The 18,163-nt window shown below is 71.5% G+C and carries 16 protein-coding genes; 8 read left to right on the plus strand and 8 right to left on the minus strand.

Features of this window, described 5'->3' with window-relative positions; genetic code table 11:
- Window positions 1-68 precede the first annotated feature (68 nt).
- A complete protein-coding gene (locus ACF07B_RS38080; protein ID WP_392182285.1) occupies window positions 69-1,148 on the minus strand; it encodes a DMT family transporter in 1,080 nt (359 codons plus the stop codon).
- Window positions 1,149-1,412: 264 nt separating this feature from the next.
- Window positions 1,413-2,054: a TetR/AcrR family transcriptional regulator gene (locus ACF07B_RS38085; RefSeq protein WP_369485865.1), complete on the minus strand. Its 642-nt coding sequence runs from the start codon at window positions 2,052-2,054 to the stop codon at window positions 1,413-1,415.
- An 89-nt stretch (window positions 2,055-2,143) separates the two neighbouring features.
- Here ACF07B_RS38085 and ACF07B_RS38090 point away from each other — a divergent pair, with 89 nt between their 5' ends.
- From ACF07B_RS38090 to ACF07B_RS38100, 3 genes are all read left to right on the plus strand, one after another.
- The gene (locus ACF07B_RS38090) at window positions 2,144-3,295 is read left to right on the plus strand and encodes an acyl-CoA dehydrogenase family protein (protein WP_392182286.1); all 1,152 of its coding nucleotides are present in this window, start codon (window positions 2,144-2,146) and stop codon (window positions 3,293-3,295) included.
- Between the two features lie 65 nt (window positions 3,296-3,360).
- A complete protein-coding gene (locus ACF07B_RS38095) occupies window positions 3,361-3,615 on the plus strand; it encodes a YiaA/YiaB family inner membrane protein (RefSeq protein WP_392182287.1) in 255 nt (84 codons plus the stop codon).
- A gap of 96 nt (window positions 3,616-3,711) precedes the next feature.
- Window positions 3,712-4,338 carry a TetR/AcrR family transcriptional regulator gene (locus tag ACF07B_RS38100; RefSeq protein WP_369485863.1) on the plus strand — a complete coding sequence of 209 codons (627 nt, stop codon included), beginning with the start codon at window positions 3,712-3,714 and terminating at the stop codon, window positions 4,336-4,338.
- 43 nt (window positions 4,339-4,381) lie between these two features.
- Here ACF07B_RS38100 and ACF07B_RS38105 read toward each other — a convergent pair whose 3' ends face one another.
- Window positions 4,382-4,843, minus strand: a complete 462-nt coding sequence (locus ACF07B_RS38105; RefSeq protein ID WP_362400261.1) for a MaoC family dehydratase — start codon at window positions 4,841-4,843, stop codon at window positions 4,382-4,384.
- A 106-nt stretch (window positions 4,844-4,949) separates the two neighbouring features.
- Here ACF07B_RS38105 and soxR point away from each other — a divergent pair, with 106 nt between their 5' ends.
- Entirely contained in the window at window positions 4,950-5,501 is a 552-nt protein-coding gene (gene soxR / locus ACF07B_RS38110) for a redox-sensitive transcriptional activator SoxR (protein WP_392182288.1), read from the plus strand.
- A gap of 57 nt (window positions 5,502-5,558) precedes the next feature.
- Here the strand turns inward: soxR and ACF07B_RS38115 are convergent, their stop codons facing one another.
- Together ACF07B_RS38115 and ACF07B_RS38120 are read right to left on the minus strand one after the other, a co-directional pair.
- Window positions 5,559-6,665, minus strand: coding sequence for an RNA ligase (ATP) (locus ACF07B_RS38115; protein WP_392182289.1), 1,107 nt, complete (start codon window positions 6,663-6,665; stop codon window positions 5,559-5,561).
- A gap of 398 nt (window positions 6,666-7,063) precedes the next feature.
- Window positions 7,064-7,666 (minus strand): hypothetical protein, encoded by a 603-nt coding sequence (locus tag ACF07B_RS38120; RefSeq protein WP_362400252.1) that lies wholly within the window; start codon window positions 7,664-7,666, stop codon window positions 7,064-7,066.
- A gap of 298 nt (window positions 7,667-7,964) precedes the next feature.
- Between ACF07B_RS38120 and ACF07B_RS38125 the strand changes: the two genes are divergently transcribed.
- On the plus strand, window positions 7,965-10,757 hold the full coding sequence (locus ACF07B_RS38125; protein ID WP_392182290.1) for a penicillin acylase family protein: 2,793 nt from the start codon (window positions 7,965-7,967) through the stop codon (window positions 10,755-10,757).
- A gap of 95 nt (window positions 10,758-10,852) precedes the next feature.
- Here ACF07B_RS38125 and ACF07B_RS38130 read toward each other — a convergent pair whose 3' ends face one another.
- Window positions 10,853-12,175 carry a serine-threonine protein kinase gene (locus ACF07B_RS38130; protein ID WP_392182291.1) on the minus strand — a complete coding sequence of 441 codons (1,323 nt, stop codon included), beginning with the start codon at window positions 12,173-12,175 and terminating at the stop codon, window positions 10,853-10,855.
- A 124-nt stretch (window positions 12,176-12,299) separates the two neighbouring features.
- Window positions 12,300-13,547: an exo-beta-N-acetylmuramidase NamZ domain-containing protein gene (locus tag ACF07B_RS38135; RefSeq protein WP_392182292.1), complete on the minus strand. Its 1,248-nt coding sequence runs from the start codon at window positions 13,545-13,547 to the stop codon at window positions 12,300-12,302.
- 204 nt (window positions 13,548-13,751) lie between these two features.
- Here ACF07B_RS38135 and ACF07B_RS38140 point away from each other — a divergent pair, with 204 nt between their 5' ends.
- The 3 genes from ACF07B_RS38140 (at window position 13,752) to ACF07B_RS38150 (ending at window position 16,830) form a co-directional block, all read left to right on the plus strand.
- Window positions 13,752-14,516: an SDR family oxidoreductase gene (locus ACF07B_RS38140; protein WP_392182293.1), complete on the plus strand. Its 765-nt coding sequence runs from the start codon at window positions 13,752-13,754 to the stop codon at window positions 14,514-14,516.
- Complete coding sequence (locus tag ACF07B_RS38145) at window positions 14,513-16,174, plus strand: class I adenylate-forming enzyme family protein (RefSeq protein ID WP_392182294.1); 1,662 nt, start codon at window positions 14,513-14,515, stop codon at window positions 16,172-16,174. Before ACF07B_RS38140 ends, ACF07B_RS38145 begins: the two co-directional genes overlap by 4 nt.
- Window positions 16,175-16,236: 62 nt before the next feature.
- A complete protein-coding gene (locus tag ACF07B_RS38150; RefSeq protein ID WP_362400234.1) occupies window positions 16,237-16,830 on the plus strand; it encodes a TetR/AcrR family transcriptional regulator in 594 nt (197 codons plus the stop codon).
- A gap of 114 nt (window positions 16,831-16,944) precedes the next feature.
- Here the strand turns inward: ACF07B_RS38150 and ACF07B_RS38155 are convergent, their stop codons facing one another.
- On the minus strand, window positions 16,945-18,159 hold the full coding sequence (locus ACF07B_RS38155; RefSeq protein WP_384240352.1) for an acyl-CoA dehydrogenase family protein: 1,215 nt from the start codon (window positions 18,157-18,159) through the stop codon (window positions 16,945-16,947).
- Window positions 18,160-18,163 lie beyond the last annotated feature (4 nt).

Genomic DNA, 18,163 nt, shown 5'->3' on the forward strand with positions numbered 1-18,163 from the left:
GACATCTCCGGGCCGCCTCGGGGACGCGAGAATCCGCGTCCCCGAGGCGGCCCCATGCCAGGCCTGTGTCAGGCCTGGCCGGTCCGGTCTCCCGTCCCGGGGGCCGTCGTGGGCGCCGGAGCACCCGCCGGGGCCGGAGCCGGAGCCGTGGTCGGGGCCGTCGGGGCGGATGCCGCCTCGGGTGCGGCGGCCGGTCCGGCGGCACCCGGGACGGGCGGCTCCGCCGACGCATGGCCCCGGCGCGGCCGGGAGCGCGACACCGCCACGCCGGCCAGACACAGCACCCCGCCCGCCAGTGTCAGCGGCCCCGGGACCTCCTCCAGGAACAGCCAGGACATCAGCACCACCAGGGCGGGCACCGCGTACGTCGTCGCGCCCATGCGACTGGCGCTCGTCCGGGCGAGGGCGTACCCCCAGGTCGTGAAGGCAAGCGCGGTAGGGAAGACACCCAGATAGACCATGTCGAGCGTGGCCGACAGGGGAGCGGCGGCGGCGTCGTGGACGAGCTGTCCCGCGAACGGCAGGCACATCACGGCCCCGACCAGACAGCCGAACGTCGTCACCTGGAGCACGCTCGCGCGCCCGAGCGCCGGCTTCTGCGCGACGACCCCCGCGGCGTACGCGACGGCGGCGAGCAGACACAGCACGACCCCGAGCACCGAGGAACCACCGCCACCGGACATCGACAGCCCCACCGCGACCGCTCCCGCGAACGACACCGCCATACCGGCCAGCAGCCGCGGCGGCATCGCGTCCCCCAGCAGCCGGGCGCCGAGCAGGGCGATCAGGATCGGGCCGATGTTCACCACGAGCGCCGCCGTACCGGCGTCCACCTGCCGCTCGCCCCAGTTCAGGGCGACCATGTAGAGCCCGAACCACAGCACCCCCGACAGTGCGATGCCGCGCCAGGCACCGCGCGGCGGCAGCCCCTCACCGCGCACGACGCAGACGCCACCGAGCACCAGAGCTCCCGCCAGCAGCCGTCCGAGCGCCAGCGCGCCCGGCGAGTACGCGGCGCCCGCGCTGCGGATCGCGACGAACGCGGAGGCCCACAGGCCGACGGTGACGGTCGCCGCACCGGCGGCGAGCAACCGCGCCCGCCGACCGGGCGGCGCGACAGGGGACGTGACAGGGGAGGTGTTCGTCATGCCCCGAGGCTAGGCGGGCCGAGGCCGCGGGTCGCGCGGATTTCGGACGCCCAGGTCGACGCACGTCCGGGCCCGGTGCCGGGTGTGGAGCCGAGCCCGTGCCGGGTGTGGAGCCGGGCCCGTGCCGGGTGTGGAACCGAGGAGCCCCGTGCCGGGCGCGGAGCCGAGTCCACTGCCCTGCCTGCCGGGAGCCGTGACCGGTTCCCTGCCGGGAGCCGAGCCCGGTGCCGAGCCGTGACCGGTGACTGCCGGGGACCGCCTCGCTCAGTCCTCCCGGGCCAGCCTCGCGTACTGCACGGCGAGGCCGTCCAGCAGCGCGCCGAGTCCCGTCTCGAAGGCCCGCTCGTCGATCTTCTCCTGCTGTTCGGCGAGGAGGTGCGCCTGCCCCAGATGCGGATAGTCGTCCGGGTCGTACGCGCTCTCGTCGTCCACGAATCCGCCGGCGAAGGAACCCAGCGCGGACCCCATGATGAAGTACCGCATCAGCGCCCCGATCGAGGTGGCCTGGGCCGGCGGCCAGCCGGCGTCGACCATGGCGCCGAAGACGGCGTCGGCGAGCCGGAGTCCGGCCGGCCTGCGGCCCGGTCCGCGCGCGAGGACCGGGACGATGTTCGGGTGGTCGCGCAGGGCGGCGCGGTAGGAGACGGCCCAGTCGTGCAGCGCGGTCCGCCAGTCGCGGCCGCCCTGGAACATCGACAGGTCGACCTGCGCGCTCACCGAGTCCGCGACCGCCTCCAGGATCTGGTCCTTGGTGCGGAAGTGGTTGTAGAGGGAGGGCCCGCTCACTCCGAGTTCCGCCGCGAGCCGGCGCGTCGAGACGGCCGCGAGGCCCTCGGCGTCCACCAGCGTCCGTGCCGTCTCGACGATGCGGTCGGTGCTGAGGAGGGGCTTGCGCGGTCGGGCCATGGCGCACATAGTAGGGCTGCACCATGAAACTAGCAGTGCTAATTTAAATCTACGGCTTTCAACGTCAGCTATCTGTGGGGTGACCCGGCATGAACCTTGGGCTCAGCGATGAGCAGACCGCCGTCCGGCAGCTCGCCAAGGACTTCGTGCACCGTGAGATCGCCCCGCACGTCGTCGCGTGGGACCGCGCCGAGGACGTGGACCGGTCCATCGTGAAGAAGCTCGGCGAGGTCGGCTTCCTCGGCCTCACCATCGACGAGGAGTACGGCGGCAGCGGCGGCGACCATCTCGCGTACTGCCTGGTCACCGAGGAGCTCGGGCGCGGTGACTCCTCCGTGCGCGGGATCGTCTCCGTCTCGCTCGGGCTCGTCGCCAAGTCGATCGCCGCCTGGGGGAGCGAGGAGCAGAAGCGGCGCTGGCTGCCGGGGCTGACCGCGGGCGAGTACGTCGGCTGCTTCGGCCTCACCGAGCCCGGCACCGGCTCCGACGCGGGCCGGTTGTCGACGCGGGCCGTGCGCGACGGCGACGACTATGTGATCAACGGCAGCAAGATGTTCATCACGAACGGCACCTGGGCCGATGTCGTGCTGCTCTTCGCCCGCTCCACCGACGCCCCGGGCCACAAGGGCGTCTCCGCCTTCCTGGTGCCCACCGACACCCCCGGTCTGACCCGCCGCACCATCCACGGCAAGCTGGGGCTGCGCGGCCAGGCCACCGCCGAACTCGCCTTCGAGGACGTACGCGTGCCGGCGAGCGCCATGCTGGCGCCCGAGGGCAAGGGCTTCACGGTGGCCATGTCGGCGCTCGCGAAGGGCCGGATGTCGGTGGCCGCGGGCTGCGTCGGCATCGCCCAGGCCGCCCTGGACGCGGCCGTGGCGTACGCGACCGAGCGGGAGCAGTTCGGGAAGACGATCGCCCACCACCAGCTCGTCCAGGAACTCCTCAGCGACATCGCCGTCGACGTGGACGCGGCGCGGCTGCTGACCTGGCGGGTCGCCGATCTCGTGGACCGCGGGCTGCCGTTCGCGACCGAGTCCTCCAAGGCCAAGCTCTTCGCCTCCGAGGCCGCCGTGCGCGCGGCGAACAACGCCCTCCAGGTCTACGGCGGCTACGGCTACATCGACGAGTACCCGGTCGGCAAACTCCTGCGCGACGCCCGGGTGATGACCCTGTACGAAGGCACCAGCCAGATACAGAAGCTGGTCATCGGGCGCGCTCTGACGGGTGTCTCGGCGTTCTGACTCTGAGTACGTCCCTGAGTACGACGGCGGATGTGGCGGCGGCCACGTCCGCCGATCCTTGTCCCATGAGCGAGACACCCGTCAAGCAGCAGAACACGGCCGCCTTCTACGGACAGGCCGTGGCCTCCTTCTCCGTCGCGATGGCCGCCACCGCGCTCGGCATCTTCAAGCTCCAGGCCGACGCGTGGGTGCGGGGCTTCCTGGCCATCGCCGTCCTCTATCTGGTGACGTCCTCCTTCACGCTCGCCAAAGTGATCCGTGACCGCCAGGACGGCGGCCGTCCCGGCGCCCGGGTGTACGACCCGTTCGAGAAGCTCTGACCCCCGCGCGGCCATGACCTGGCCGAAGACGCTAAGCGCCCGCTCAGCTTCGGGGGTATGGTGTTCACCCTGTCAGTCGAGAAGGGGCGAACAGCGATGAGTACGGCGCAGGAGACGCCCGGCGGCGAGATGCAGCCGTGGGCCGAGGTGACCCCGGACGCGGCGCGGCGGCTGCTGATCGCCGCAGTGGAGGCCTTCGCCGAGCGCGGGTACCACGCGACGACGACCCGGGACATCGCGGGCCGCGCGGGCATGAGCCCGGCCGCGCTGTACATCCACTACAAGACCAAGGAAGAGCTGCTCCACCGGATCAGCCGGATCGGCCACGACAAGGCGCTCGACATCGTGCGCACCGCCGCCGAGGCCGAGGGCACGGCGGCCGAACGGCTCTCCGACGCCGTGCGCTCCTTCGTACGGTGGCACGCGGGCCAGCACACCACGGCCCGCGTGGTCCAGTACGAGCTGGAGGCCCTCGGGCCGGACGCCCGCGCGGAGATCATCGCGCTGCGCAGGCAGGTCGACGCGGAGGTCCGCGGCATCATCCAGGACGGTGTCGCGACCGGCGAGTTCGACGTCCCGGACGTTCCCGGGACCACCGTCGCCGTGCTGTCCCTGTGCATCGACGTGGCCCGCTGGTTCAACGTCGAAGGCCCCCGCACACCGGACGAGGTCGGCACGCTCTACGCCGACCTCGTCCGGCGGATGGTGGGATTCAAGGAGTAGGGCGGCCCGGCCGGCACGTGCCGGTGCCGGGCCCGGGTGCGGTTCAGAGGTAGTAGCGGGAGACCGACTCCGCGACGCAGACCGGCTTGTCGCCGCCCTCGCGCTCCACGGTGAAGGCCAGGGAGACCTGCACGCCACCGGGCACGTCGTCCACCGCGGTGATCGTCCCGGTGGCGCGCAGCCGCGAGCCGACCGGAACCGGAGCGGGGAAACGGACCTTGTTCGTCCCGTAGTTGACGCCCATCCTCACGCCTTCGACGCTGATCAGCTGCGGACCGAAGAGCGGCAGCAGCGACAGGGTCAGATAGCCGTGCGCGATCGTGGTGCCGAACGGACCCGCCGCGGCCTTCTCGGGGTCGACGTGGATCCACTGGTGGTCGCCGGTGGCCTCCGCGAAGAGGTCGATCCGCTTCTGCTCGATCTCGACCCAGTCCGTGTGTCCCAGCTGCTCGCCCACGGCGCCCCGCAGTTCGTCGACCGTCGCGAACGTCCTCGGCTCTGCCATGTCCCTGGCCTCCCGCATCTCATAGTCTAAGCGACTGCTTAGCATGGTCGGCCGGGCGGCGCATGTCAACGGACCGGACGCGTGGCGCGGTAGGTAGGTTGGAGGGGTGCCCCAGATCCCCGAGAAGGTCCACGAGCTGACCGTCGGACAGTTGTCGGCCCGCAGTGGCGCGGCCGTCTCCGCCCTGCACTTCTACGAGTCCAAGGGCCTGATCAGCAGCCGCCGCACCTCGGGCAACCAGCGCCGCTACCACCGTGACGCGCTGCGCCGCGTCGCCTTCGTCCGGGCCGCCCAGCGCGTCGGCATCCCGCTCGCCACCATCCGGGAGGCGCTCGCCGAGCTCCCCGAGGAGCGCACCCCGACGCGGGAGGACTGGGCCCGGCTCTCCCGGGCCTGGCGCTCCGAACTCGACGAGCGCATCAAACAGCTCGGCCGGCTGCGCGACCACCTCACGGACTGCATCGGCTGCGGCTGCCTCTCCCTGGAGACCTGTGTGCTCTCCAACCCCGACGACGTCCTCGGCGAGCGCCGGGCCGGCTCCCGCCTCCTGGTGGAACAGGCCGGCGCGCGGCCGGCGCCGGCACCCCAGGAGCGGGGTCCGGCGGCCGCGTGCGAGCCCGGGCCGCGCCGGGACCCGGCGGCGGGGGACTGCCGCTGACGCGTGGCCCTCGACAGCCCCGCCCCCGACGCGTCAGCCGCCCCGCCCGCGAGCGCGTCACTCGTACTCCGTGCCGCCCTTGCGGGTCAGGTAGGCCGGGCTGACCGCCTTCGCTATCGCCCGTCCGCCCGTCACCGGGCTGTACCGCTCGGCGGCGACGAAGGTCCCCTCCGGTCCGCCGGGAGCCGGAGCCCCGGGGCGGATCACGACACCCTCGCGCAGATGCAGCCCGCGACCGGACACGGTCTCCCGGCCGGAGGCGGTCTCCAGGACGCGCTCGACGTCGTACGGGCCCTCGTACAGCCTTGGTACGAGGGGGAGTTCGCCCGCCAGCAGCTCCTGCGCGTCCAGCCAGCGGACCTCGCCGTCGATCTCCGCGGACACGTCGAACACGGCGTAGCCGATCGCCTCGCGGCGGCCGTCGGCGCCGTACGACAGGTCCTGCACACCGGCTCCGTACACCTCGCCGAAGATGCCGACACGGCGTGCGCCCAGCCGCTCGGCGATCCCGGCGGCCGCCTCCGCGACGCCGTGTCCGCGCACCGCGCGCCAGTACAGATTGCGCGGATCCTCCTTCAGCGCCAGGGACTTGGAGCCGAAGCCCTTCGAGGACACGTGGACGCGGCCCTCGTCGGCGAGGTAGGTCAGCAGACAGGCCGAACCGTGCAGCTTCTCCGTCACGACGACGGGCTCGCCCGGCGTGAAGATGTCCGGGTACCGCTGGATGTTCTCGATGTCGACCCAGGGCAGCAGATCGGGCGCCGCCTCGACATCGCCGTTCATCGTGGGCGGGATCGGCGGCACCCACTTCACGATCCCGAGGAACTCCGCGAAGTCCGTGCCCTCCTCGGCGGCCCGCGCCAGGTCCACGTCCGCCAGCGCCTTCGGGCGGCACACGATCCCCTGCGACAGCTCGCCGCGCAGCCGCACCGCCCTGACCCGGTCCGACGAACTGCCCGCCAGACGCCCGGTCAGCCCCAGCTCCTCGATCAGCGGGGCCGGCAGCACGGACTGCTCCGGGATGTAGAGCGCCCACTCGCCGGTGCGGTACGCGCCTTTGGCGACCACGGCCCGATACAGACCCACCTGGGCCAGTTCGAGCGCGTCGGCGTTGGGATGCTCGTGGATGGTCAGCGTTTCGGCGGTGACGCGCAGTGTCGACATGGGGGACTCCAGGAGTGCTCAGCGGTTCTTCATCGCCCCCAACTGTCCGTGGGAGAAACGGCTGGAGCCAGCGGATTAACGGCTGGTACCGTCACCGACCGCGATCCCGGCGCACGCCCGCCGCGAGGGCGGACCGCCGCCTCGGCCACGGCCCGGATGGGCGGCGCCGCGACAGGCATCGGCCGCCGGCCTCACCGTCGTTCGGGCGTCATCGGCACGACGGGGCCGCCGTGCCGATCCGGGCTCCGTCCGCACGGAGCCGCACCGAGTCCCCCGTCGGCGCGGGACAGTCCCCGACCGACCCGGTGTCACACGTACGCGCCCGGCCACGGGCCTTCCGCGGCCGACGGCTCACCCCCTGGGTCCGCTGCCCGGCCGCGCTCGGCCGGACGGGGAACTCACGCGGACACGAGCAGCCGGACGCGCCTCGCGCCGGCCAGCGCTTCCGGGGTCAGGACGGGCCGCGGCACCACGATGCCGCAGCTCGTGCAGACGGGACCCGACGACGGTTCGTGGGCCAGTTCGTACATCCAGACAAGGCGCTCACCGGCGCACACGGGGCAGACGGTGCCCGGTTCGCGCTCCAGTGCCGCGATCAGCCGGCGCAGCACCTCGGCCAGGGGTTCATGGGGGTGGACACGGGGGTCGTCGCACCAGGCGACACCGAAGCCGCCCCAGGTGAGCCGGTGCCAGTCGTCGACACTGCCCGGCCTGCGCAGCCCGTCGTGCTTCTCCTTCTTGCGACGCTGCGCGAACGCGACCTCGTAGGCGAGCCAGACGGAGCGGGCCTCCTCCAGTTCGTCCAGTGCGGCCACGAGCCGCGCCGGATCGGGGGAGCGGTCCTCGGGGTCGAATCCGGCCCGGGAACACAGATGGTCCCAGGTCGCCCGATGCCCGTAAGGGGCGAACCGCTCCAGGCACTTGCGCAGTGAGTACCGCCGCAGCGCCAGATCACACCTCGGATCTCGCGCCTGTCTCGCCAGACTCCGGAAACCGGCCATCGTCCTGCACCTCCGTCACACCTGCACCTGTACTCCGGTCACTTCGGCGCCGTCCCGTACGGACGTCGTCGAGTAGACGTATCGACAAGCGATTCGGCTCCATCCAATTTTTCGACGACCCCCGCGAGCCACCCGCCGAGTGTCCTGACCCCGCCTTCCGTCGCCGTCGGCCGGCCGTGTGCCGGACCTCCTGTGCGCCCTCGCTCGCTGTGAATCCCAAAAACTGACGCATGTTCATCTTCAAACTCGGGGATACCGGCGGTAACGTCCGGCCCACCCCCCGTCGGTAGGAGCTGACATGCCACCGAGCACCCCACGCACCACCTTGGACAGACTGAGAACTCCCCGCAGATTCCCCAAGTTCCTCAAGGCGGCATCCCTATGCGTGCTCATTGCCGGTCTTTTGTCGCCGCTTTCCCCGGCGGCCGCCGCGGACACCTCGGCGGCGGTCGCCGCGAACGACTACTGCGGCGGTCAGTGCTCCGACATCCTGCCGCCCGGTGAGAACGGCAACGCCACCCTCGCCCAGATCCTGCTCAACCAGGTCTTCGGAACCCAGCCCGGTCACGCCGAGGACCAGCTCGGCCTCTACGGCAACCTGCCCTCCGGCTCCTCCACGCTCACCGACGCCAAGATCAACGACTTCTTCAACGACGCCTCCTTCGGCGTCGCCTCGGGCCAGGTGGAGTCGACCACCAAGCCCGGCGGCCGCACCGACGTGACGATCGTCCGCGACAAGAGGACGGGCGTGCCGCACATCACCGGCACCACCCGCTACGGCACCGAGTACGGCGCCGGGTTCGCGGCGGCCCAGGACCGGCTGTGGCTCATGGACGTCTTCCGGCACGTCGGACGCGGCCAGCTCACCAGCTTCGCCGGCGGCGCGCCCTCCAACCAGGGACTGGAGCAGGAGTTCTGGCGCAACGCGCCCTACACCGAGGCGGATCTGCAGGCCCAGATCGACAGTGCGACCAGCAAGGCCGGAGCCCGCGGGGTCCAGGCCCTCGCCGACGCCAACGCCTACATCGACGGCGTCAACGCCTACATCGACGCCTCCGACAGCGGCCGCTACTTCCCCGGCGAATACGTCCTGACCGGCCACAAGGACTCCATCACCAACGCCGGGACCATCGACCACTTCAAACTCACCGACCTGGTCGCGCTGGCCTCCGTCATCGGCTCGCTCTTCGGTTCCGGAGGCGGCGGCGAGGTCAACAACGCCCTCTCCCTGCTCGCCGCCCAGTCCAAGTACGGCGTCACCGAGGGCACCAAGGTCTGGGAGTCCTTCCGCGAGCGCAACGACCCGGAAGCCGCGCTCACCGTGCACAACGGCGAGAGCTTCCCCTACGCCGCCAAGCCCGACAGCGCGCAGGGCCAGGCACTGCCCGACACCGGCTCGGTGAGCCAGGAACCGCTGGTCTACGACCGCACCGGCAGCGCGGCCGGCGCGAGCGCGACCGGTGCCTCGGCCACGGCGGCCACGACCGCGCTCACCTCCGCCAAGCGCGGGATGTCCAACGCCCTCGTGGTCAGCGGCAACCACACCGCGAGCGGCCACCCGATCGCCGTCTTCGGCCCGCAGACCGGCTACTTCGCGCCACAGCTCCTCATGCTCCAGGAGATCCAGGGGCCCGGGATCAGCGCCCGCGGCGCCTCCTTCGCGGGCCTGAGCATGTACGTCGAACTCGGCCGCGGCCAGGACTACTCCTGGAGCGCGACGACCTCCGGCCAGGACATCATCGACACCTACGCCGTCGAACTGTGCCAGGACGACTACCACTACCTGTACCACGGCACCTGCACGGCGATGGACAAGATCGAGCGGACCAACTCCTGGAAGCCGACCACCGCCGACGGCACCGCCGCCGGGTCGTACCGGATGCAGGTCTACCGCACCAAGTACGGGCCCGTGGAGTACCGCGCGACGGTGGGCGGCAAGAAGGTCGCGTACACCACCCTGCGCACCTCCTTCATGCACGAGGCCGACTCGATCATCGGCTTCCAGATGCTCAACGACCCCGACTTCGTGAAGAGTCCGGCCACCTTCCAGAGCGCGGCGCAGAACATCAACTACACCTTCAACTGGTTCTACGCCGACTCGGCGCACACCGCCTACTACAACAGCGGTGACAACCCGGTGCGGGCGAGCGGCGTCGACGCGGAGTTCCCGGTGTGGGCGCAGGCCGGGTACGAGTGGCGGAACTGGGACCCGGCCACGAACACCGCCTCCTACACTCCGGCGTCCGCGCATCCCAACTCGGTGGACCAGGACTACTACATCTCCTGGAACAACAAGCAGGCCAAGGACTACACCACGGCCTCCTGGGGGGACGGCTCGGTGCACCGCGGGGACCTGCTGGAGGACCGGGTGTCCAAGCTGGTCGCGGCCGGCGGAGTCACCAGGTCCGCGCTGGTGAAGGCGATGGCCGACGCGGCACTCGCCGATCTGCGCGCCGAGGACGTGCTCCCCGACCTGCTCAAGGTCGTCAACAGCTCCCCGGTCACGGACTCCACGGCCGCCGCGGCCGTGAGCAAGTTGTCCGCGTGGGTGACGGCGGGTGCCAAGCGCACGGAGACGTCGTCGGGTTCGCACACCTACGCCAACGCCGACGCGATCCGTCTCCTGGACGCCTGGTGGCCGCTGCTGGTGAAGGCGGAGTTCCAGCCGGGACTCGGCAGCGACCTGTACACCGCGTTCGGCAACAACCTCCCTGTCGACGAGGCGCCGTCCGCCGGACACGGACCGACCGGCTCGCACGCCGGAAGCTCCTTCCAGTACGGCTGGTGGAGCTATGTCGACAAGGACATCCGGGCGGTGCTCGGGGAGTCCGTGCAGGGCGGCCTGCCGCAGACGTACTGCGGCGGGGGCAGCCTCACCGCCTGCCGGGACGCCCTGATCAGCTCACTGAAGGAGGCGGCCGGCAAGAGCGCGTCGACCGTGTACCCGGGCGACGACCAGTGCTCGGCGGGCGACCAGTGGTGCGCCGACTCGATCGTCCAGCGGACGCTCGGCGGGATCAAGCACGGCAAGATCACCTGGCAGAACCGGCCGACCTTCCAGCAGGTCGTCGAGTACACCTCGCACCGATGAACGCGCGGCGGCGCCGTCACGGCCGCCCCTAGGGGCGATCGGCGCTCAGGGCCTGTCCGGAGTGATCCGCCGGACAGGCCCTGAACGGCGGCGGGTCACCTGACGCGGCCCGCCGCCAGCACCACCTGTGCCAGCTCGCGATGACAGATGTCGCTGTGCGCACCCGCCGGGGCGCCACCCCGGCACACCACCGAGGCGGCGTCGACGTTCACGCACCCCGAGACCGGAAGCCGGGTGCGCAGCGCCTCGGCCAGCGTGAACGACGTCGTCCCGGGCACCGCCTGCACCCCGTCGTGCCCCATCGCACCCCACTGCGCGCCGAGCGCACGGCCGATGCCCAAGTCCGCCACGACGGACCGGTTGTCCCCCGCCATCCGTGAGGCCAGCGGGTAGACCGTGCCGAGCGCCGAGTCGAAACGGGAGTAGCAGCACACCAGCGGGCCGTCGATGCGGTGGTACTGGCCGTCCAGCACACCGCTCGCGCGCGGATCGTGGGGCAGCCGCGAGGCGAACGCGTAGTGCGAGAAGGCGCCTTGGAGCAGCGTCACCGACTTCACCGCCCGCACTCCGGGCGGCAGCCCGCGCAGCGCGAAGGAGACCAGCCGGGCGCCGAAACTGTGCCCGACCAGATGCACCCGCACGTCGGGCGCCGCCGCCGCGAGCTGACCGACCGCCCGGCCGAGCCCGCGTTCGCCGACCGTGCCCGCGCGTCTCTTCATGGCGTAGTACGTCGCCTGGCGCAGCAGTTCGAGCGCTCCGTCCCACAACCGGGGCGGCGCGAACGTCCCGGCACCGGGGGTCCCGGCCCCGGCGAGCGCCCGCGCGAACTCGCCGCACACCGTCGCGGTGTCCCCGAAGAGCATCTCGGGATCGCTCTCCGGGACGCCCTCCGCGAGGGTGTCCGCCGCGAAGGAGGCCTGCGGACCCCCTGGCCGGACCTCCACGAGCAGCCGTACAAGCCGGCCGAACTCCTCCAACGAGGCTCCGTCGTCGGGTTGTTGTTCGAGCAGCCGGGCGATCTGCTCGACGACGGTGGCGCGGCCGGGGAACACCTCCAGAAGGGCGTGCCGGGTGTTCTTGCCGAGCGGTGAGGCGCTGTCCCCGGTGACATCGGGGGCCACGGACGGGGAGAAGTCCGGGATCGGTTCGTCCGAGAACCGCATCGAGGGCCAGACCACGCCCACGAATCCGAGGCGTGCGGCCGGCGCGAGCGCGGGGACGGGTTCGAAGAACTGGCCGAACATGCGGGTGGCCGCCGAGCGGTCGCTGTTCCAGCCGTGCGCGAAGACGATCAGGTCGCGGACCCGTCGCCGCGGCACCTCCTCGATCCACCGGTCCCGTTCCCGGCCGTCCACGTCCCCGTCCGCGTCGAAGACCAGCTCCCAGTAGGGAGAAACGCTCACTGCCGGTTCCGTCATGTCAGGCCCCCTGACCCCGCGGGTGGTGCGATATGGGCGCATCGTCCACCCGGCGGGGAGAGTTGGCCATACATGACGACCTATCCGTCACGCGGACTCACTCGTTCGTGGCAGCGGGCTTGTCCTACTTGTAGAGGAGGTAGTGCTTCCGGACCCTGCGGAAGGCCTCCAGCTCGTCCTGCCAGGCCGCCACGACGTCGTCGGTGCCGGCACCCGCGTCGATCATCGTGCGCACCAGCGTCGAGCCCGTCAGCTTGTCGATCCAGTTGTCGGAGCGCCACGCGAAGCCGCTCCACACCTTCTTCGCGGTCACCAGCAGGGCGATCCCGGTGCGGACGGGCTCGAACGCCGCCCGGTCGTGCACATGGATCTGGACGCCCCCGATGGTCTTTCCCTGGAACTTGGAGAACGTGGGAGCGAAGTAGGCCTCTCTGAAGTGCACGCCGGGCAGCCCCAGTTCACCGGCCGCCGCGGCCCAGCGCCCGTCGAGGTCCTCCGCGCCGAGCAGTTCGAAGGGGCGGGTCGTACCCCGCCCCTCCGACAGGTTCGTCCCCTCGAAGAGACAGGTCCCGGAGTACACCAGCGCTGTGTCCGGTGTCGGCATGTTCGGGCTCGGCGGCACCCAGGGCAGCCCCGACGCGTCGTAGAACCGGTCGCGCCTCCAGCCCGACATGAGCACCGTGTCCAGTTCCACGGGTGCCGCCAGGAACTCCCCGTTGAAGAGCCGGGCCAGCTCCGCCACCGTCATCCCGTGCGCCTGCGCGATAGGCTGCCGTCCGACGAACGTCGCGAACTCCTTGTGCAGGACCGGCCCTTGGGCCGACCGGCCGGTTCCCGGGTTCGGCCGGTCCAGCACGACGAACCGCTTGCCGGCCAGCCGCGCCGCCTCCATGCAGTCGTACAGCGTCCAGATGTACGTGTAGAAGCGCGCCCCCACGTCCTGGATGTCGAAGACGACGGTGTCCACGCCGGACGCGGCGAAGATGTCCGCGAGTGGCTGACCGCTCTTCAAGTAGGTGTCGTAGACGGGCAGTCCGGTCGCCGGGTCGTCGTAGCGTCCCTCGGACCCGCCCGCCTGCGCGGTGCCCCGGAAACCGTGCTCGGGGCCGAAGACGGCGGTCAGGTCCACCCGGTCGTCGGCGTGCATGACGTCGACGACGTGCCGGACGTCGCGGGTGACGCCCGTGGGGTTGGTGACCATGCCGACGCGCCCGCCGCCGAGGAGGGCGTACCCGTCCCCGGCCAGACGCTCGAAGCCGGTGCGCAGCCGGGAGCCGGGGCTCGCGGTACGCGCCGCCGCGTCGGCGGGCAGGGGAGTCAGGGCGGCCGCGGCGGTGCCGGCCGCGAGCAGTGACCGTCGGGACATGCGCATGGTGGGACCTCCGTGATCGCGGAAGGCTGGCACAGGCACGCTAAGGGCTTCCGGGGGAACTTCGTAGGCCACGGACCCGACCGGCCTGTCGTGGCTCGTCACGGCACTGTCCGCCCGGTGGCCGGGAACCCTTCCCTTGCTACATACCGACCGGTTAGTCTGGCGTCGCAGCAGAGCCGTGTCACGTCGCGTCGAAGGAGACCCGTGGTGGAAGCCATGCAGGGTGCGGGAGTCGTCGTCACCGGAGCGGGGGGCGGGATCGGGGCCGCGCTGGCCCGCCGTTTCGCCGCCGAGGGAGCACGGGTCGTGGTCAACGACCTCGACGCGGCCCGGGTGAAGGCCGTGGCCGACGAGATCGGCGGCATCGCGGTCGTGGGCGACGCCTCCGCGATCGTGACCGAGGCCCGTGACGCCCTCGACGGCACCGTCGACGTCTACTGCGCGAACGCGGGAGTCGCCTCGGGCGGCTCCGAGGCGGCCGACGAGAGCGTGTGGGCCCTGGCCTGGGACGTCAACGTGATGGCCCACGTGCGCGCCGCCCACGCGCTGCTCCCGGACTGGCTGGAGCGCGGCAGCGGCCGGTTCGTCTCGACCGTCTCGGCCGCGGGCCTGCTCACGATGATCGGCGCCGCGCCGTACAGCGTCACCAAGCACGGCGCGTACGCGTTCGCCGAGTGGCTGTCCCTGACGTACCGCCACCGCGGGGTGAAGGTGCACGCGATCTGCCCCCAGGGCGTGCGCACCGACATGCTGGAGGCCACCGGCAGCGCGGGCGACCTGGTGCTCCAGCCCACCGCCATCGAGCCCGAGGCCGTCGCCGACGCGCTCATGAAGGGCATCGCGGAGGACCGCTTCCTGGTCCTGCCGCACCCCGAGGTCGCCGGGTACTACCAGGCACGGGCCGCCGACCCCGACCGCTGGATGACGAACATGAACCACCTCCAGCAGAAGTGGGAGACCGCCGAGTGACCCGCTACGCCGACAAGCCCTGGACGGCCCTGCTCAGCGAGGCGCAGCGCGGGCCGGTGAACCCCGCCGACACCCTGGTGCACGCCCTCGCCGACGTGTCCGCGCACACCCCGGACCGCACCGCGCTCGCCTACTTCGACGGGCGGCTGAGCTACCGCGAGCTCGACGAGCTGAGCGACTCCGTGGCCGGGCACCTCGCCGCGCGGGGGGTGGAACGGGGCGACCGCGTGGCGATCATGCTCCAGAACTCCCCGCACTTCGTGATCGCCCTCCTCGGCGCGTGGAAGGCCGGCGCGACGGTCGTGCCGGTCAACCCGATGTACAAGTCCGGCGAGGTCCGGCACGTCCTGCACGACGCCGAGGTGATCGCCCTCGTCTGCTCCGACCGCGCCTGGGACGCGTACCTGCGCGAGACCGCCGCCGACTCGCCGGTACGGGCCGTCCTGACGGCCTGCGAACGGGATCTCCAGACCCGCGACGACGAACGCGTGCTGGCCTTCGCGAGACTGCCCGTGGACGAGGCGGCCGAGGACCTCCTCGCCGTCGCCCGGCACGGCCACAAGGCACCCGGCGACCGCGTCCTCGGCCCGTCCGACATCGCGCTGATCAGCTACACCTCGGGCACCAGCGGCACCCCCAAGGGAGCCACCAACACGCACGGCAACATCATGTACAACGCCGAGCGGCAGCGGACCGGCCTCGCGCTGCCCGAGGCGCCCGTGTACTTCGCGATGGCGCCTCTGTTCCACATCACCGGGATGGTCTGCCAGCTCGCCGCCTGCCTGAACAGCGCGGGCACGCTGGTCCTCGCCTACCGCTTCGAGGCCGGGGTCGTCCTCGACGCCTTCGCCGAGCACCGGCCGCTCTACACCGTCGGCCCCTCGACCGCCTTCATGGCGCTGGCCGCCCACCCGGACGTCACGCCGGACCACTTCTCCTCCTTCGTGAACATCTCCTCCGGCGGGGCCCCGCTGCCGCCCGCCCTCGTCGAGCGGTTCCGGGCCGGCTTCGGGCCGTACATCCGCAACGGGTACGGGCTCACCGAGTGCACCGCGCCCTGCGCCTCCGTGCCGCCGGGGCTGGAGGCGCCGGTGGACCCGGCCTCCGGGACCCTCGCCGTGGGCGTGCCCGGACCGGACTCGGTCGTACGTATCGTCGACGACCTCGGCCAGGAGGTCCCCTTCGGAGAGCAGGGCGAGATCCTCGTCCGCGGTCCGCAGGTGGTGCCCGGTTACTGGCGTCGTCCCGAAGCCACCGCCGAGACCTTCCCGGACGGTGAACTGCACACCGGCGACATCGGCTTCATGGACGAGAACGGCTGGCTCTACGTGGTCGACCGGAAGAAGGACATGATCAACGCGTCCGGCTTCAAGGTCTGGCCGCGCGAGGTCGAGGACGTCCTGCACACCCACCCGGCGGTCCGCGAGGCGGCCGTCGTCGGGATCCCGGACGGCTACCGCGGGGAGACCATCATGGCGTACATCAGCCTGCGCCCCGGGGCCGCCGAGGACCCCGACGCGCTGGCCGCGTACTGCAAGGAGAGACTGGCCGCCTACAAGTATCCGCGGCGGGTGGAGATCCTGCCCGAACTGCCGAAGACGGCGAGTGGGAAGATCCTTCGTCGGGAACTGCGTTCCCGGTCCCAGGACTCCCAGTAGTCTCCAGGACTCCTCGCACACGACGGACATCGATGTGAACGCACGGAAGGCAGGTGGCGGCAGTGCCCAGGACGACGGACGGTGACGGTACGCCCGTCCCGCAGCGGCTGCTGGCCGCCGCCACCCGGCTCTTCGCGGAGCAGGGCTACGACCGCACCTCGGTGCAGGAGATCGTCGAGGCGGCGGGCGTCACCAAGGGCGCGCTGTACCACTACTTCGGCTCCAAGGACGACCTCCTGCACGAGGTCTACGCGCGCGTGCTGCGCCTCCAGCAGGAGCGGCTGGACGCCTTCGCGGACGCCGACGCGCCGGTCGAGGAGCGGCTGCGGCGTGCGGCGGCCGACGTGGTCGTCACGACCATCGACAATCTCGACGACGCCTCGATCTTCTTCCGGTCGATGCACCAGCTGGGCCCCGAGAAGCTCAAGCAGGTGCGGTCCGAGCGGCGCCGCTACCACGAGCGCTTCCGTGCCCTGGTGGAGGAGGGCCAGAAGAAGGGCGTCTTCTCCACGGCCACCCCCGCCGACCTGGTCGTCGACTACCACTTCGGCTCGGTCCACCACCTGTCCACCTGGTACCGCCCCGACGGCCCCCTGGCCCCCCAGGAGGTCGCCGACCACCTGGCGGACCTGCTCCTGCGCGCATTGCGCCCCTGACGACGTCTCGTCCTCGAACGCCGGAGGGGCTGAAGAATCAGCCCCTCCGGCGTTCGAGCAGCGGGGGCCCGGGGGCGGCGCCCCCGGGTACGGGACCGGCGGGGCCGGTCGGCGTCACGCGTACTTCTTGATCTCCCGGTACGCCAGCGAGCGCTGGTGGACCTCGTCGGGACCGTCGGCGAGCTTCAGCGTCCGCGCGGCGGCCCACAGTTCGGCCAGCGGGAAGTCCTGGCTGACGCCTCCGGCGCCGTGCAGCTGGACCGCCTTGTCCAGGATGTCCACGACCGCGCGCGGAGTGGCGATCTTGATGGCCTGGATCTCGGTGTGGGCGCCCTTGTTGCCGACGGTGTCCATCATCCAGGCGGTCTTCAGGACCAGCAGACGAAGCTGCTCGACGGTGACCCGGGCGTCGGCGATCCAGTTCTGCACGACACCCTGCTGGGCCAGCGGCTTGCCGAACGCCGTACGGGACACCGCCCGGCGGCACATCAGCTCGATGGCCCGCTCGGCCATGCCGATCAGCCTCATGCAGTGGTGGATCCGGCCGGGACCGAGCCGCGCCTGCGCGATGGCGAACCCGCCGCCCTCCTCGCCGATCAGGTTGCTCGCCGGGACGCGGACGTGATCGAAGACGACCTCCGCGTGCCCGCCGTGGGAGTGGTCCTCGTAGCCGTACACCTGCATCGCGCGCCGGACGTCCAGGCCCGGTGTGTCGCGCGGGACCAGGACCATCGACTGCTGGCGGCGGATGTCGGCCCCGTCCGGGTCCGTCTTGCCCATCACGATGAAGATCTTGCAGTCGGGGTTCATCGCCCCGGAGATGTACCACTTGCGGCCCGTGATGACGTACTCGTCGCCGTCCCGCTCGATGAGCGTGGTGATGTTCGTCGCGTCCGAGGAGGCGACCTCGGGCTCCGTCATCGCGAACGCGGAACGGATCTCCCCGGCCAGCAGCGGCTCCAGCCACTGCTTGCGCTGGGACTCGTCACCGAACTGGGTGAGCACCTCCATGTTCCCGGTGTCCGGAGCGGCGCAGTTCAGCGCGGTGGGCGCCAAGTGCGGGCTGCGGCCGGTGATTTCGGCGAGCGGCGCGTACTGAAGGTTGGTCAGCCCGGCGCCGTACTCGGAGTCCGGCAGGAAGAGGTTCCACAGACCCTGCCTGCGGGCCTCGGCCTTCAGCTCGCCGACCACGGCGGGCGTGTCCCACGGCGAGGCCAGCAGGGCGCGCTGCTCCTCCGCGACGGCCTCCGCCGGGTACACGTACTCGTCCATGAAGGCGAGCAGCTTCCCGCGCAGCTCTTCGGTGCGCGCGTCGAATGCGAAGTCCATGACG

Origin of the sequence: Streptomyces sp. NPDC015532 (assembly GCF_043078065.1) — a bacterium.
Classification (GTDB): Bacteria; Actinomycetota; Actinomycetes; order Streptomycetales; family Streptomycetaceae; genus Streptomyces.